General features: G+C 63.5%; 9 protein-coding genes. 6 read left to right on the plus strand and 3 right to left on the minus strand.

Annotated features, from left to right (window positions below; all coding sequences use genetic code 11):
* Positions 1–21: 21 nt before the first annotated feature.
* On the plus strand, positions 22–4368 hold the full coding sequence (locus tag ACFSNN_RS16210; protein WP_134456867.1) for a translocation/assembly module TamB domain-containing protein: 4347 nt from the start codon (positions 22–24) through the stop codon (positions 4366–4368).
* Between the two features lie 110 nt (positions 4369–4478).
* Here the strand turns inward: ACFSNN_RS16210 and metG are convergent, their stop codons facing one another.
* Both metG and ACFSNN_RS16220 read right to left on the minus strand, forming a co-directional pair.
* A complete protein-coding gene (gene metG / locus ACFSNN_RS16215) occupies positions 4479–6614 on the minus strand; it encodes a methionine--tRNA ligase (protein WP_134456866.1) in 2136 nt (711 codons plus the stop codon).
* 364 nt (positions 6615–6978) lie between these two features.
* Positions 6979–7632, minus strand: coding sequence for a YiaD family glycine zipper/OmpA-like lipoprotein (locus tag ACFSNN_RS16220; protein WP_134456865.1), 654 nt, complete (start codon positions 7630–7632; stop codon positions 6979–6981).
* Between the two features lie 347 nt (positions 7633–7979).
* Between ACFSNN_RS16220 and apbC the strand changes: the two genes are divergently transcribed.
* The 5 genes from apbC to ACFSNN_RS16245 all read left to right on the plus strand — a co-directional run bounded on the left by apbC (position 7980) and on the right by ACFSNN_RS16245 (position 13865).
* The gene (gene apbC / locus ACFSNN_RS16225; RefSeq protein ID WP_134456864.1) at positions 7980–9068 is read left to right on the plus strand and encodes an iron-sulfur cluster carrier protein ApbC; all 1089 of its coding nucleotides are present in this window, start codon (positions 7980–7982) and stop codon (positions 9066–9068) included.
* A gap of 226 nt (positions 9069–9294) precedes the next feature.
* Complete coding sequence (locus ACFSNN_RS16230) at positions 9295–9828, plus strand: superoxide dismutase family protein (RefSeq protein WP_134456863.1); 534 nt, start codon at positions 9295–9297, stop codon at positions 9826–9828.
* Between the two features lie 340 nt (positions 9829–10168).
* The gene (gene dcd / locus ACFSNN_RS16235) at positions 10169–10738 is read left to right on the plus strand and encodes a dCTP deaminase (protein ID WP_012432068.1); all 570 of its coding nucleotides are present in this window, start codon (positions 10169–10171) and stop codon (positions 10736–10738) included.
* An 86-nt stretch (positions 10739–10824) separates the two neighbouring features.
* A complete protein-coding gene (locus ACFSNN_RS16240) occupies positions 10825–13110 on the plus strand; it encodes an arginine/lysine/ornithine decarboxylase (protein ID WP_134456862.1) in 2286 nt (761 codons plus the stop codon).
* Positions 13111–13112: 2 nt separating this feature from the next.
* Positions 13113–13865: a lysozyme inhibitor LprI family protein gene (locus ACFSNN_RS16245; protein ID WP_244322850.1), complete on the plus strand. Its 753-nt coding sequence runs from the start codon at positions 13113–13115 to the stop codon at positions 13863–13865.
* A gap of 39 nt (positions 13866–13904) precedes the next feature.
* Here ACFSNN_RS16245 and ACFSNN_RS16250 read toward each other — a convergent pair whose 3' ends face one another.
* Positions 13905–14831 (minus strand): bestrophin family protein, encoded by a 927-nt coding sequence (locus ACFSNN_RS16250; RefSeq protein ID WP_134456861.1) that lies wholly within the window; start codon positions 14829–14831, stop codon positions 13905–13907.
* Positions 14832–14967: the final 136 nt, after the last annotated feature.

The raw sequence follows: 14967 nt of genomic DNA on the forward strand, positions 1-14967 counted from the left end.
CTGCTTCCACATGATCCACGCATGACCACGGACGTTTCCACTCAACCTCCCGTGCAGCCTCCTGGCGCTAATCCGCCAGGAGAGCCACCGGGTCAGCAGCCGCCGCCCGAGGCGCCGCCGCCCAGGCGCCGCCTCGGCTGGTTGCTGCTGAAAACGGTCGCGTGGATGGTGGCCGTGCTGGTGTTGTTGCTCGCGTTGGGGGTGGGTTTGCTGTACGGCGCGCTGACGACCGAGCGCGGCACCGCCTACGCGTGGCAGGCGGCGGTCAAGCTGCTGGGCGGCAAGCTGAGCGGCACGCTGGAGCGTGGCGCGCTCGCCCATGGCGTGGAATTGCGGCAAGTACGCTGGCGCAGCCTCGACGGCAGCGGCACCGATATTCAGATCGACCGCGTGGCGGGCCGCTGGGCGCTCGCGCGCGAGCCGTGGCGCTTCACGATCGACTATCTGCATATCGGCACGGTGGACGCGCGCATCGGTTCTTCGTCGTCGAGCAGCAGCGGGCCGGTGAAGCTGCCGCAAGACTTGCGTTTGCCGATGCAACTCGACGTTCGCGACGTCGAGGTCGACAAGCTGCTGCTGCATCAGGGCGCGTCGACGACCGAATTCTCGCGCTTCGTCTTTCATGGTCGCAGCGACGGGCGCCATCATGAAGCCGCGATCGAGCGGCTGGATACGCCGTTCGGCGCGGTGACGGCGGCCGCCAAACTCGACGGTGTGCGGCCGTTTCCGCTGAGCGGGGACGTCGGCTATTCGGGGAAGGTGAACGACGAAGCGGTGCAGGTGGGCGGCCATCTGAGCGGCTCGCTGGAGAATCTCATCGCGGAACTCGATGCTAGCGGCATGAAGCTCACCGGTCACGCGCGGGTCGAGGCTACGCCGTTTGGCGACGTGCCGCTGCAGCGCGCCACGCTGACTTTCGATCACATCAATCCGCAGGCTTTTGCGCCCGGCGCGCCGCTGGCCGATCTGGCCGTGCGGGCGGAACTGCAGCCGGCGGGGCAGGGTGCGGCGGGGGAGGTTGTGTTGGGCGCGACCCGCGCCGCCAGCCAGAGCGCCCTTGCAAGCGCAAGCGCAAGCAAACCCGCCAGCACGACACAACCACCCCCCGCCACAAACAAAAAAAGCGCCACCCAACCGCCGCCAACTTTCGCGGTCACCGGCCACGTCTCGATCGTCAACGCCAAACCCGGCGCGATCGACCAGAACCTGCTGCCGCTAATCGACGCCAACGCGGACGTGCGGCTCGACGCCCAGGCGCAGCGCATCTCGAACCTTGTCGTGCGGCTCGTGAAAAACGCCACGCTCACCGGCGGCGGTACGCTATCCGGCAAGCGCGGGCAGTTCGATCTACAGGTCGCCAACCTCGACCTGAACGCGCTGCAAGCGACGATGCGGCCCACTCAACTGTCCGGCCCCATCGGCGTGCGCCTGAACGACGACGTGCAGAGCCTCACGCTCGACCTCGCCGACCCGAAAGCGGCGCTGCGCGCTCAAGGCAAGGTGACGTTCGATCCCGCCCGCATGAGCTTCAACGACGTGCGCATCACGTCGGGCAAAGGCCGCATCGATCTGTCCGGCGCGCTCAAGCACGACGCGAATTCCACCTACAACCTGAAAGCGCAACTGACCGATTTCGACCCGTTGTCGCTGACTTCGCAGATGCCGTCCCGCAAGCCGGTAGCCGAAGCGGCGCCGGCGGCAAGCCGCGAAAAAAACAGCAAAACCGTACAGGCTGCCGCCGCGCAAGCGGGCAGCACGGCCGGCGCAAAGTCCGCTGCGCCTGCGGAAAAAGCCGCCGCCGCCGTGAAAAACACCGCCAAAGCCGCTGTCAAAACCGAAGTGGTCGAACGCAAAACGCCGCCGCCGAAGAAACGCGGTGCCCCGCCTGCCCGCAAAATCGAGGCGCGCGTGACCGGCACGCTCACCGCCGCCGGCATGCTCGGCCCGGTCTTCACGACCAAGGCCGAATTCAAGCTCGGGCCGAGCGTGTACGACGGCCTGCCGTTGACCGGCGGCGGCACTATCCAGTTGGCGGGCTCGCGGATTCTGCCGAGCCGCGCGAACCTCTCGGTCGCGGGCAACCAGGTGGATCTGCAAGGCAGCTTCGGCGCCCGGGGCGACCGGCTGAAGTTTCGCGTCGACGCGCCAGCGCTGGAGCGCCTCGGTTTCGGTCTCGCAGGACTCATCGCGGCCGATGGCGACGTCACCGGCTCGTTCGCGCATCCGAACGTCGTGCTGAACTACAAGGCCGACAGCGTGGTGTTCAGCAGCAACCGTATCGGCCATGCGGAAGGTCACGCCGAATTGCGCGACGGCGCGAACGGCGCGCTCGTCTTTACCACCGACGCGCGCAATCTCAGCGCGGGCGGCGTCGATCTGACCACGCTCACGGCGCATCTGTCCGGCACGCGCGCCAATCACACGCTCGAGGCCGCGGCCACCGGCAAGCTGCAGGACCGTCCGCTCGATCTCACGCTCGCCGCCAACGGCAAGCTGACCGAAGCGCGCGACGGCACGCGCTGGGACGGCACCGTCACGCGGCTGCAGAACCGCGGCACGCCGGCGTTGAATCTCGAATCGCCGCTGGCCGTCAGCGCCGGGCCGGACCGCCTGACGCTCGGCGCGACCCGCCTCACGCTCGAAGGCGCGGTGTTGAGCCTGAAATCTTTTGCCTTCGATCACGGCAAGATTCAGTCGGCCGGCAGTCTGACCGGCATCTCCGTCGCGCGTCTGCAAGACCTGCGGCGCGAGATCACGGGCGAGCCGCCGCACGTCAAAACCGATCTGGTGTTCGACGGCGACTGGGACTTCGCGCTCGGCAGCACGGCGACCGGCCACATCCAGTTGCAGCGCCGCAGCGGCGACGTCACGGTTGAAATCGGCCGGGGGCTCGCGTCGCTCGGTATTTCGAGCATCGCCGCGCGCGCCGAATTCAGCGGCGGCAACCGGCTCAATGCCACCTTGCACGCGCAGGCGAGCCGCATCGGCGTGATCGACGCCGATGCGCACACCACGCTGGTGATGCGCGACGGCTTCCTGACCGTCAGCGAAGACGGCGCGCTCACCGGCAATGTGAACGCCAACGTGCCGTCGCTGAAAACAACCGGCGGCCTGTTCGGCCCGAGCTATCTGCTCGACGGCCACCTCGCGCTCAAGCTCGCGCTCGGCGGCACCGTCGCCAAGCCGAACCTGACCGGCTCGCTGCTTGGCGACGGCCTGTCGGCGACCATGGTCGATCAGGGCGTGCAGTTGAAGGACGGCGTGGTGCGTATCGCGCTTTCACACAATCTGGTGGACTTCCAGCAGGTCGAATTTCACGGCGCAAGCGGCACTTTGCGCGCCACCGGCCGCGTGCGTCTGGACGGCGATCAACCGGATCTGACCGCGAGCATCGTCGCGGACAAGCTCGAACTGTTCGCGGCGCCGGATCGCAACCTGTCGCTGTCGGGCAGCGCGAGCGTCGCGAACGCCGGCGCGCAGGGCGGTATGGCGATCAACGGCAAATTCGTGGTCGATCACGCGTTGTTCGACATGCCGGAACAGGCCGCGCCGAAGCTCGGCGACGACGTGGTGGTGGTGCGCCCGGACGGTTCGGTGGCGGGCGAGCGTCCGCGGCCCGTGCCGGGCACCAACAAGCCGATCGGTCCGTTCGCGCCACGCGCCAATATCGACATCAGCCTGGGCAACAACTTCCGTTTCCGCGGCCAGGGCGCCGACCTGGGCCTGACCGGCACGATCACCGCGATGAGCGCGCCGAATCTGCCGCTGCGCGCGGTGGGGAACGTGCGCGTCACGCAGGGTTCGACCTACACGGCGTTCGGCCGCAAGCTCAACATCGAGAACGGCTTCTTCACGTTCAACGGGCCGGTGGCCAATCCCGGCATCAATATCCTGGCCATGCGTCGCAATCAGCAGGTCGAGGCGGGTGTGCAGGTCACGGGCACGGTTCAGTTCCCGACCGCGAAGCTGGTGTCCGAGCCGAACGTGCCGGACAACGAAAAGCTCTCGTGGCTTCTGTTCGGCCACGGCACGGATCAGGGTAACAACCTCGGTCAGCAAAGCACCATGACGACGGCGCTCGCGCTGCTCGGCAGCGCGAGCGGCAAGCGGATCGCGCAGACCTTCGGACTCGACGAATTTTCGGTCGGACAAAGCGAAGTCGGCTTGACCGATCCGCAAGTGGTGATGGTGTCGAAGGCGATCAACGAGTGGCTCGTGATCGGCTACGAACAGGGGCTGCAGTCGGCGAGCAATGCGATCAAGGCGACGGTCAACCTGACGCGGTACTGGTCGGTCGGGGCTTACGGCGGCACGTTCACCGGCGTCGAACTGTTTTACACGCGGCGCTTCGACCGGATTCGGTGGTGATGGGTTGATTGGCTGCGCTTGAGTCGTCGCGTTTGGGTCAAAAAAACGGCACGCCTTTTTAGGGCGTGCCGTTTTTTCATGCTTGCTTGCAGCGCGAGACGCCGCGCGCTTTACTTCACGCGCATGCCCGGCTTCGCGCCGCTGTGCGGCTCCAGGATGTACAGGCCCGGTTCCGCTTTCTCGTCGGTGGCGGAGGCGGCCAGCACCATGCCTTCGGACAGGCCGAACTTCATCTTGCGCGGCGCGAGGTTAGCGACCATTACCGTCAGCTTGCCGATCAGTTGCTCCGGCTGATACGCCGACTTGATGCCTGAAAACACGTTGCGGGTTTTCTCTTCGCCGACGTCGAGCGTAAGTTGCAGCAGCTTGTCCGACCCTTCCACTGCCTTGCAGTCGACGATCTTCGCAATGCGCAAATCGATCTTCGCGAAGTCGTCGATCGAGATGATGCCGGGCGTTTCGTCTTCTTTTGCCGCTGCGGTTTTTGCTGCCTTTGACTTGCCCTTGGCGTCGGCCGGCGCGGCTGCTTCCGGCGTGGCTTGCAACGAGTCGCGATTGGCGGCGATCAGCGCTTCGATCTGCTTTGAATCGACGCGCGTCATCAGATGCTTGTACGCGTTGATCGGGCGCGTGGAAGTGAGCGGCACGTTGGCGTCGGCCCATACCAGCGGTTCGATGGCAAGGAAGCCTTCGACCGCTTCGGCGAGCTTCGGCAGCACTGGTTTCAGCGCCAGCGACAGCAGACGGAACGCTTCGATGCTGACGGTGCAGGTTTCATGCAGCGCGACGCCGTTCGCCGGGTCTTTGGCCTGATCCCACGGCTTGGCGGTGTCGACGTAGGCGTTCACGGCGTCGGCCAGTTCCATGGTCTGACGCAGCGCGCGGTTGTACTCGCGCGCTTCGTAGTTCGCGGCGATTTGCGGCACGGCGGCGCGCAGCGAGGCGAGCAGCGGATGCTGCATCGCGCTGTCCTGCACCCGGCCGTCGAAGCGCTTGATCAGGAAGCCGGCGGCGCGGCTCGCGATGTTCACGTACTTGCCGACCAGATCGCTGTTCACGCGTGCCTGAAAGTCGTCGAGGTTCAGGTCGAGGTCTTCCATCGTGCTGTTCAGCTTGGCCGCGAAGTAGTAGCGCAGCCATTCCGGATTCAGACCCGTGTCGATCACGCTCTGCGCGGTGATGAAGGTGCCGCGCGACTTCGACATCTTCGCGCCGTCCACGGTCAGGAAGCCGTGCGCGAACACGTTGGTCGGCGTGCGGTGGCCCGAAAACTCGAGCATGGCCGGCCAGAACAGCGTGTGGAAATACAGAATGTCTTTGCCGATGAAGTGATACTGCTCGGCCGTCGAACCCTTGCGAACCCACGCGTCGAAGTCGAGGCCGCGTTTTTCGGCGAGATTCTTGAAGCTCGCGTAATAGCCGACCGGCGCGTCCAGCCACACGTAGAAATACTTGCCCGGCGCGCCCGGAATCTCAAAGCCGAAATACGGCGCGTCGCGCGAAATGTCCCAGTCGGCGAGCTTGGCTTCGCCGGCGTCGCCGAGCCATTCGCGCATCTTGTTGGTCGCTTCCGGCTGCGCCAGGCCGCCGACCCACGCGCGCAGGAAATTCTCGCAACGCGGATCGGACAGGCGGAAGAAATAGTGCGTGGACGTCTTGCGAATCGGCGTGGCGCCCGAGACGACCGAATACGGGTTGATCAGCTCGGTGGGCAGGTAAGTCGAGCCGCATACTTCGCAGCTGTCGCCGTACTGGTCTTTGGCGCCGCACTTCGGGCATTCGCCCTTGATGAAGCGATCCGGCAGGAACATTTCCTTGACCGGGTCATACGCCTGTTCGATGTCGCGCGCGTCGATCAGGCCCGCTTCCTTGAGCGCCAGATAGACGTTTTCGCTGAGAACGCGGTTCTCTTCGGAGTCGGTCGAGTAGTAATTGTCGAACGAAATTCCGAAGCTGTCGAAGTCGCGCTTGTGTTCCTGCCAGACACGGTCGATCAGCTGCTTCGGCGTGAGACCTTCTTTCTCCGCGCGCAACATGACGGGTGTGCCGTGCGTGTCGTCGGCGCCCACGTAATAGACCTCGTGCCCGTGCATTCGTAACGTCCGGACCCAGATGTCCGTCTGGATATATTCGACCAGATGGCCGATATGGATTTGCCCGTTCGCATACGGAAGGGCCGACGTGACGAGAATCTGGCGACGGCCTGACGGCGCGCCTGCGGAGAGATCGGTTACGGGTGCTGACATAAGGATGGTGGGAGCCTGCGGTGGGACGAAAGGTTGATTCTAGCAGGGCAGGCGCCCGGCGCGGGGCGGGCCGCCTAGGCGCGGCGTGAGCCGTTGTTGCGGGCCGGACGGTGTGTAAACCGAGCGCCCAAAAAAAACCGGGGCTATTAACCCCGGAGCAACAACGACAAGAGGAGAATGGTGACGCGGCGGCTTCGCCAGCCACGTACCGTAAAGACAGACAGCGGATTTCCGGCAGAGTTCGAAATTTTTTTTCGTTCCCGTAAGAGATTCCCTGTTTCCGCCTTTCGCGGCTTTTCAAAGCGTAGCGGTCGCCGGTGATATTGCCCCGGCGACCGGCTTGCTCAGTCTCCCGAACTCGTCTTTATTGCGTCGTGTGCTGTGCCGTGGCGCGCAGATAGATTTCCACGCGACGGTTGGCGGCACGGCCGGCTTCGGTGTTGTTATCCGCGATCGGCTGGTTCTGGCCCATGCCTTGTGCCGACAGGCGCTGCGGCGCGACGCCGCGTTGACCCAGATAACCCGTCACGCTTTCCGCGCGGTTGACCGACAGCGTCTGGTTGTACGCCGGCTGGCCCGTGCTATCCGTATAGCCGACCACTTGCGCGATCAGTTCCGGGTTCTGCTGCATGGTTTGCGTCAGTTGGTCCAGCACCGGCGCGAACGACGGCTTGATCGCGTAGCTATTGGTGTCGAACGTGACCGAGCTCGGAATGTTCAGCTTGAGCGAGCCGTCCGGCTGCTCAGTGATCTGCGTGCCGGTGCCCTTGGTGGCGCCCGACAGCTTGTTGTGAATGGCTTGCCAGTTGTAGCCGGTGATGCCGCCCACTGCCGCGCCGACGCCCGCGCCGATCGCCGCGCCCTTACCGCCGCCGAAGATGGCGCCGAGCGCCGCGCCGGTGCCGGCGCCCACGCCCGTACCGACGGCCGTGTTGGTGCCCTGTTGGCTGGCGCAACCCGCCAGCAATGAACCGGCAACGGCGAAGACTGCCAGGCGAGTCATGATTTTTGCATTCATTTTTGATTCCTCTTGAGTGAAGCGAGTCAGGCAAGCAAAGCGGCGACAGGAATGAATCTATACGGCGAACGTGACGGCGGTAAAGCCGCCGGCTCGCCAGCACGAAAAGTCTTACGCCCTGCTCAGCCTCGGTCCGACAGTAAAAAAGGTCTTCCGGCACGGCTTGGCGCCAGCCACTACAATAATGACTGAAGCACACAGCGATGCGGCCCCATGGCGTTCCGCCTGCCCGAAGGGTGCCCGGCACGCCTGGTTTTCGCAATGCTGACTAACAATTTCTTTCAAATTCCGGCGCGTGGCCGAGATTTCGATTCCGCTGCGCCGCAGGTGTTCCCCACGGAGTGTCAATGAGTATCGATCGGGCTTTGGTCGACGCTGCCCTAGCGGCCGTCTCCGACCCCAACACCGGCCGGCCGTACGCAGCCGCCAAGAACATCAAGAGCGTCGCCGTGCAGGGTGACACGGTTAGCGTCGACGTGGTACTCGGCTATCCGGCCATGCGCCAATTCGACGCTATCCGCGCGCAATTCTCCGACGCGCTGCACGTCGTGCCGGGCGTGGCCGACGCGCGTGTCCAGGTCTCGCAGCAGATCGCCGCGCATACCGTGCAGCGTGGCGTGAAACTGTTGCCGAACGTCAAAAACATCGTCGCGGTGGCGTCGGGCAAGGGCGGCGTCGGCAAGAGCACGACCGCCGTGAATCTTGCGCTGGCGCTGGCGAGCGAAGGCGCATCGGTGGGTATTCTCGACGCGGACATCTACGGCCCGTCGCTGCCGATGATGCTCGGCATCGTCGGGCGCCCCGAGTCGCCGGACGAGAAGTCGATGAACCCGATGACCGGCCACGGCTTGCAGGCCAACTCGATCGGCTTCCTGATCGAGCAGGACAACCCGATGGTCTGGCGCGGCCCGATGGCCACTTCCGCATTGGAACAACTGCTGCGGCAGACGAACTGGCACGATCTCGACTACCTGATCGTCGACATGCCGCCGGGCACCGGCGACATTCAGCTCACGCTCTCGCAACGCGTACCGGTGACGGGCGCCGTGATCGTCACCACGCCGCAGGACATTGCGCTGCTCGACGCAAAGAAGGGCCTCAAGATGTTCGAGAAGGTCGGCATTCCGATCCTCGGCATCGTCGAAAACATGGGTATGCATATCTGCTCGAATTGCGGCCACGAAGAGCATATTTTCGGCGCCGGCGGCGGCGAGCGGATGGGCAAGGAGTATGGCGTCGACGTGCTCGGCAGCCTGCCACTCGACATGGCGATCCGCGAGCAGGCCGACTCGGGCAAACCGACCGTGGTGGCCGACCCGCAGGGGCGCATCGCGGAGATCTACCGGTCGATCGCGCGCAAGGTGGCGATCCATATCGCCGAACGCGCCCGCGACATGACCTCGAAGTTTCCCAATATCGTGGTCCAGAACACCTGAGAAAACGCGGGCTACTTCAGGTTTCCTGTCTCGCGGGGAGTCTTTCGGAAGATCGCGCCCGCGGGCGGGCTGGCGTGACACGCCACGTTCGACGGACCAGGCTTGACCAGCCGTTCGGACAAGGGGCCAAGGCGTCTGTTTTCGCCTGGTCTCGCGGTATCATGTCGACTTCACAAGTTCGGCTCGGCGGCCGCAGGGGCGGCTGCCAGGCCGGCAAGAGGATCGCATGGGAAAACGAATCGACGGGCAGGCGGTGCATGCGTTCATCGTCCTGACTGCCAGCAGTGTGCTGTTATGCGGCTGTAGCGCGTTCCTGAGACCACAGGAAAAACGTGCGGACGCGCAGTTGCTGCCCACCGTGGGCAATCAGGCGCGCGGTCTCGTCACGTTCATCGAGCGCTCGGACGGCGTGCAGGTCACCTACAACATCGCGGGCATGCCGCCCAATAGCGACCACGCGTTGCAAGTGCACGAGCGTGGCGACTGCAATGCCGCCGACGGTTCCAGCGCCGGCCAGGTGTTCTCGCCGGCCGCCGAGCGTCTGAAATCGGGCGCGCGGGTCGAGGGCGACCTCGGCAACATTCACGCGGACGCGAACGGCGTGGCCACGGGCTTCATCGTTGCACCGGACGTGTCGCTCGACGGTATCCGTTCGGTGTTGCAGCGCGCGGTTCTGCTGCATCACGACGCGACCGATCCTTACGCGTATCCGCAACATGGCGCAGGTCCCGCGCTTGCCTGCGGGTTGATTCGGCAGTGAGCGGCGAAAGGGCCTCGTGTTGGAGGTCCGCTCACGCGCTGCCGGCATTCATCTAAAGCAGCGTCGGAGCAGGCCCCGGACCGCTCCTTGGCCTGATCGCAGCAGCATTCTCACGATCGCGTAAAATAAGCGCCTTTCGTTCGGCTGCCTCGCCGGAGCGCCTGTCCTGCCGCGTAGGCGGGACATTCGGCAAAGCGGGCGTAGGGCGCTGAGCGACACGCCGCCCGGCCCGCCCGCGAAGTGAGCGCAAAGCCGGCGCGCAGTAAGCCAAAAGTGACCCGGCACTAACCGGGTCGTTATCCGTCATACCTCTGTCATTCACGTCGAGCAGCGTTCACCTATGACTATCAAATCCGACAAGTGGATCCGGCGCATGGCCGCGTCGCACAACATGATCGAGCCGTTCGCGCCCGATCAGGTCCGCGTCTCCGAAGACGGCCGGAAGATTGTCAGCTACGGCACGTCGAGCTACGGCTACGACATTCGCTGCGCCGACGAATTCAAGATCTTCACGAATATCAACTCGACCATCGTCGATCCGAAGAACTTCGACGAAAAATCGTTCGTGGATTTCAAGGGCGATGTCTGCATCATCCCGCCGAATTCGTTCGCGCTCGCGCGCACGGTGGAGTACTTTCGCATTCCGCGCAGCGTCCTGACCGTGTGTCTGGGCAAGTCCACGTATGCGCGTTGCGGCATCATCGTCAACGTGACACCGTTCGAGCCGGAATGGGAAGGGCACGTCACGCTCGAATTCTCGAATACGACACCTTTGCCTGCGAAAATCTACGCGAACGAAGGCGTCGCTCAAGTGCTGTTTTTCGAAAGCGACGAGATTTGTGAGACGTCGTACGCGGATCGCGGCGGCAAATATCAAGGTCAGCACGGCGTTACGTTGCCAAAGACGTGACGTCGGCAGCGCATTGATCCACCAGCTATTCGGGTGACCGCTGCAATTTACAGAATGCAGCGGTCGTTCTTTTTGGAGAATCGCCCATGAAGTTTCGTTTTCCCGTCGTCATCATCGACGAAGATTTCCGCTCCGAGAACATCTCGGGTTCCGGCATCCGTGCTCTGGCCGAAGCTATCGAGAAAGAAGGCGCGGAAGTGCTCGGGTTGACGAGCTACGGCGATCTGACATCGTTCGCGCAGCAGTCGAGCCGCGCCTCGTGCTTCATCCTCTCGATCGACGACGACGAGTTGCTGCCGTACGTCGATAACGTGGTGGTGGAAGGCGAAACGCCGGAACTCGCGGCCGCGATCGTCGCGCTGCGCGCGTTCGTGACGGAAGTGCGCCGCCGCAATGCCGACATTCCGATCTTCCTGTACGGCGAAACGCGTACGTCGCGCCACTTGCCGAACGACATCCTGCGCGAACTGCACGGCTTCATCCACATGTTCGAGGACACGCCGGAGTTCGTGGCGCGCCATATCATCCGCGAGACCAAGGTGTATCTGGATTCGCTCGCGCCGCCGTTCTTCAAGGAACTGGTGCAGTACGCGGATGAAGGTTCGTACTCGTGGCACTGCCCGGGTCACTCGGGCGGCGTGGCGTTTTTGAAGAGCCCGCTTGGCCAGATGTTCCATCAGTTCTTCGGCGAGAACATGCTGCGCGCGGACGTCTGCAATGCCGTCGACGAACTCGGCCAGTTGCTCGACCACACGGGTCCGGTGGCGGCTTCGGAACGTAACGCCGCGCGCATCTTTAGCGCCGACCACGTGTTCTTCGTGACCAACGGCACGTCCACGTCGAACAAGATCGTCTGGCACGGCACGGTGGCGCCGGGCGACATCGTGCTGGTGGACCGCAACTGCCACAAGTCGATCCTGCACGCGATCACCATGACCGGCGCGATTCCGGTGTTCCTCACGCCCACGCGCAACAACTTCGGCATCATCGGGCCGATTCCGCGCAGCGAGTTCGAGCCGGAAAACATCAAGAAGAAAATCCTGGCGAACCCGTTTGCCCGCGAAGCGCTGGCGAAGAACCCGAACCTCAAGCCACGCATTCTGACCATCACGCAGAGCACGTACGACGGCGTGATCTACAACGTCGAGATGATCAAGGAAATGCTCGGCGACTGGCTCGACACGCTGCACTTCGACGAAGCCTGGCTGCCGCACGCCGAGTTCCACGAGTTCTATCAGGACATGCACGCGATCGGCGCGGGCCGTCCGCGGATCGGCGCGATGGTGTTCGCCACGCACTCCACGCACAAACTGCTGGCCGGCATTTCGCAGGCTTCGCAGATCGTCGTGCAGGATTCAAAGAACAGCCGCTTCGACAAGCATCGTTTCAACGAAGCGTATCTGATGCACACGTCGACCAGCCCGCAGTACGCGATCATCGCTTCGTGCGACGTGGCCGCGGCCATGATGGAAGCGCCGGGCGGCCCCGCGCTGGTGGAAGAATCGATTGCCGAAGCGCTCGATTTCCGCCGCGCCATGATCAAGGTCGACGCCGAATACGGCGACGACTGGTTCTTCAAGGTGTGGGGCCCGGACCAGTTCGCCGAAGAAGGCATCGGCTCGCGCGAAGACTGGATGCTGCGCCCGAACGACAAGTGGCACGGCTTCGGCCCGCTCGCCGACAACTTCAACATGCTCGACCCGATCAAGGCGACCATCGTCACGCCGGGCCTGGACATGGACGGCGGCTTTGGCGAGAGCGGCATTCCGGCTGCGATCGTCACGAAGTATCTGGCCGAGCACGGCATCATCGTCGAGAAGACCGGGCTGTATTCGTTCTTCATCATGTTCACGATCGGCATCACCAAGGGCCGTTGGAACTCGATGGTCACGGAACTCCAGCAGTTCAAGGACGACTACGACAACAACCAGCCGTTGTGGCGCGTACTGCCCGAGTTCGTCTCGCATCATCCGATGTACGAGCGCGTCGGTCTGCGCGATCTGTGCCAGCAGATTCATAGCGTCTACCGCGCGAACGACATCGCGCGTCTGACCACCGAGATGTACCTGTCAAGCATGGAACCGGCCATGAAGCCGTCGGATGCGTTCGCCAAGCTCGCGCACCGCGAGATCGACCGCGTGCCCATCGACGAACTCGAAGGCCGTGTCACGTCGATCCTTTTGACGCCGTATCCGCCGGGCATTCCGCTGCTGATTCCGGGCGAGCGCTTCAACAAGACCATCGTCAACTATTTGCGTTTCGCGCGCGAATTCAACGAGCGGTTCCCGGGTTTCCACACGGATATCCATGGGCTCGTCGGCGAAACGATCAATGGGCGCATCGAATACTTCGTCGATTGCGTTCGCGGCTGATGATGTTGCGGGTGGCGTCCCTATTGACGGCCGGCGCCGGCGCTCGCGGCGCGCGTCGCGTGTGCGGCGCATTCGGCGCGTTGACGCTGGCTTCGGCGGCGGTGTTCGGCGCGGCGTCGTTGCCGGCGCATGCCGAAGTCGCCGCTGCAGATCCGATCGATGCGTCGATGCGTACGTGCCTCGCGCGCAGCGACATGTCGTCGACGATGGGGCAAGTGCAATGCATGGACAATGCGCGGATCGGCTGGAAGACCGCGCTCGACAACGCGTGGCAGCAGCTTCAGCAGAAGTTGCCGCCCGCGCAGCGCAAGCAGTGGGACAAGAGCCAGACGAGCTGGCTGGCGTCACGCGACGCCGAGAAGCAATTGCTCGCGGCGGTGTTCGTCACGACACGCGGCTCGATGTACGTGCTCGCCGAAGCCGATATGCAATTGCAGCCAGTGCGTGACCGCGCGCTCGCGTTGCGCAGCGCGGTGGCGAAGGCGGGCGCCGGCGGCGATCCGCCGCGCCGGGTGCGGGCGTGCGGTGCGGATGCACAGTGCGAACACGCGATGTTCGATCTGAATCGCTACTACCGGCGTCTGCAGTCGAAGATGCCGGTGCGTTCGCGTTCGACATTGACGCGCGCGCAGAAAGCGTGGACCGCGTATCTGAACGCTACGACGCCAGTGGTCGATGAGCGTGGGCGTATCGATATCATCGGCGCGCGGGTGGCGACGCTCAAGCGTTTGTCGGAGACGGTTGGCAATAGCTGAGCGTCGATCGGCCGGCGATGCGCTTTCGTCGAAGCGGGCTCAATCGAGCGTGTAGCCTTCTGCTTCCGGGCTTGGCAACTTGATGGCGGGTTCCCCGAGCAGGTCGCGCACCGCGTCTTCGATTGCCACGGACATCATGTTGAGCGCGAGGTCGTTATCGTCGATGCCGAAAGGCTCTTCGATTTGCGATGCAATAGCTTCGTGCGCCATGAACGTGTACGCCACGAAGACCGCGAAGACGGGCGTGAAAATGCCGATGCTGTCCACCAGTCCGAATGGCAGTGACGCGCAGAAGAAATACACCGTGCGGTGAATCATCACCGAATAGGCGAACGGCAGCGGCGTTGAAACGATGCGCTCGCATCCGCCGATTACATCCGAGATTCCATTCAGATTTCTATCGAAGGCGATGACGGCCATTGGGTCGAGTGCGCCTGTTTTGGCTTGGCGTTGGACCCATTCGCCTAGGGAAAGCAGCAAGGTGGCTGGCTTGTAGCGCGAGGCTGTGACGCGGGCGAAGAGGGCTGGCGGCAGGCGTTCGGCGAGGTCTTGGGTTGGGTCGCTCTTGCGGAGTTGGTGGCGCAGTGCGTGCGGCAGGGCGCTGAGTGCTGCTGTGAATTCTTTCAGGTCTTCTTTTTGTAGCTGTTTTGTCGGGAGGGTGAGCGCCTGGCGGATGAGTGAGCGTGATTCGTTCAGCAGTTGGCCCCATAGTTTGCGGGCTTCCCACCAGCGGTCGTAGCTGGCGTTGTTTCTGAAGCCTAAAAATACCGCTAACGCTATGCCTATTAGCGAGAAGGGCGCTGTCGTGTTCAGGTTTAGCGAGATCGGGAGGAGGTGGTCGTGCGCCGCCACTGCGACTATCGAAATGCAGAAGATCAGCGCAAGGCGCGGTAGTAATTGCGGGAGGACGGAGCCCCGCCAGGCTAGCAGCATGCGGAACCAATGGAGGTGGGGGCGGATGATCATCGGGGTTTGCTTTTTTTTGCCTGCGGCGCTTTCGGAACGTCTATTATCGCTTTTTTGGGTTTTTTGGCGGATGTTTGAGGGTGGGTTTCGGGCTTTGGCCTTTGGCCTTTGCTTGAATTCTTTGTGGTCTATTAGC

It is taken from the genome of Paraburkholderia dipogonis, from assembly GCF_042680985.1.
Classification (GTDB): Bacteria; Pseudomonadota; Gammaproteobacteria; order Burkholderiales; family Burkholderiaceae; genus Paraburkholderia; species Paraburkholderia phytofirmans.

What these genes read in the sequence shown, in the direction of transcription:
- ACFSNN_RS16210 (WP_134456867.1), top strand. Translation starts at nt 22, where the DNA reads ATGACCACGGACGTTTCCACTCAACCTCCCGTGCAGCCTCCTGGCGCT.
- metG (WP_134456866.1), bottom strand. Translation starts at nt 6,614, where the DNA reads ATGTCAGCACCCGTAACCGATCTCTCCGCAGGCGCGCCGTCAGGCCGT.
- ACFSNN_RS16220 (WP_134456865.1), bottom strand. Translation starts at nt 7,632, where the DNA reads ATGAATGCAAAAATCATGACTCGCCTGGCAGTCTTCGCCGTTGCCGGT.
- apbC (WP_134456864.1), top strand. Translation starts at nt 7,980, where the DNA reads ATGAGTATCGATCGGGCTTTGGTCGACGCTGCCCTAGCGGCCGTCTCC.
- ACFSNN_RS16230 (WP_134456863.1), top strand. Translation starts at nt 9,295, where the DNA reads ATGGGAAAACGAATCGACGGGCAGGCGGTGCATGCGTTCATCGTCCTG.
- dcd (WP_012432068.1), top strand. Translation starts at nt 10,169, where the DNA reads ATGACTATCAAATCCGACAAGTGGATCCGGCGCATGGCCGCGTCGCAC.
- ACFSNN_RS16240 (WP_134456862.1), top strand. Translation starts at nt 10,825, where the DNA reads ATGAAGTTTCGTTTTCCCGTCGTCATCATCGACGAAGATTTCCGCTCC.
- ACFSNN_RS16245 (WP_244322850.1), top strand. Translation starts at nt 13,113, where the DNA reads ATGTTGCGGGTGGCGTCCCTATTGACGGCCGGCGCCGGCGCTCGCGGC.
- ACFSNN_RS16250 (WP_134456861.1), bottom strand. Translation starts at nt 14,831, where the DNA reads ATGATCATCCGCCCCCACCTCCATTGGTTCCGCATGCTGCTAGCCTGG.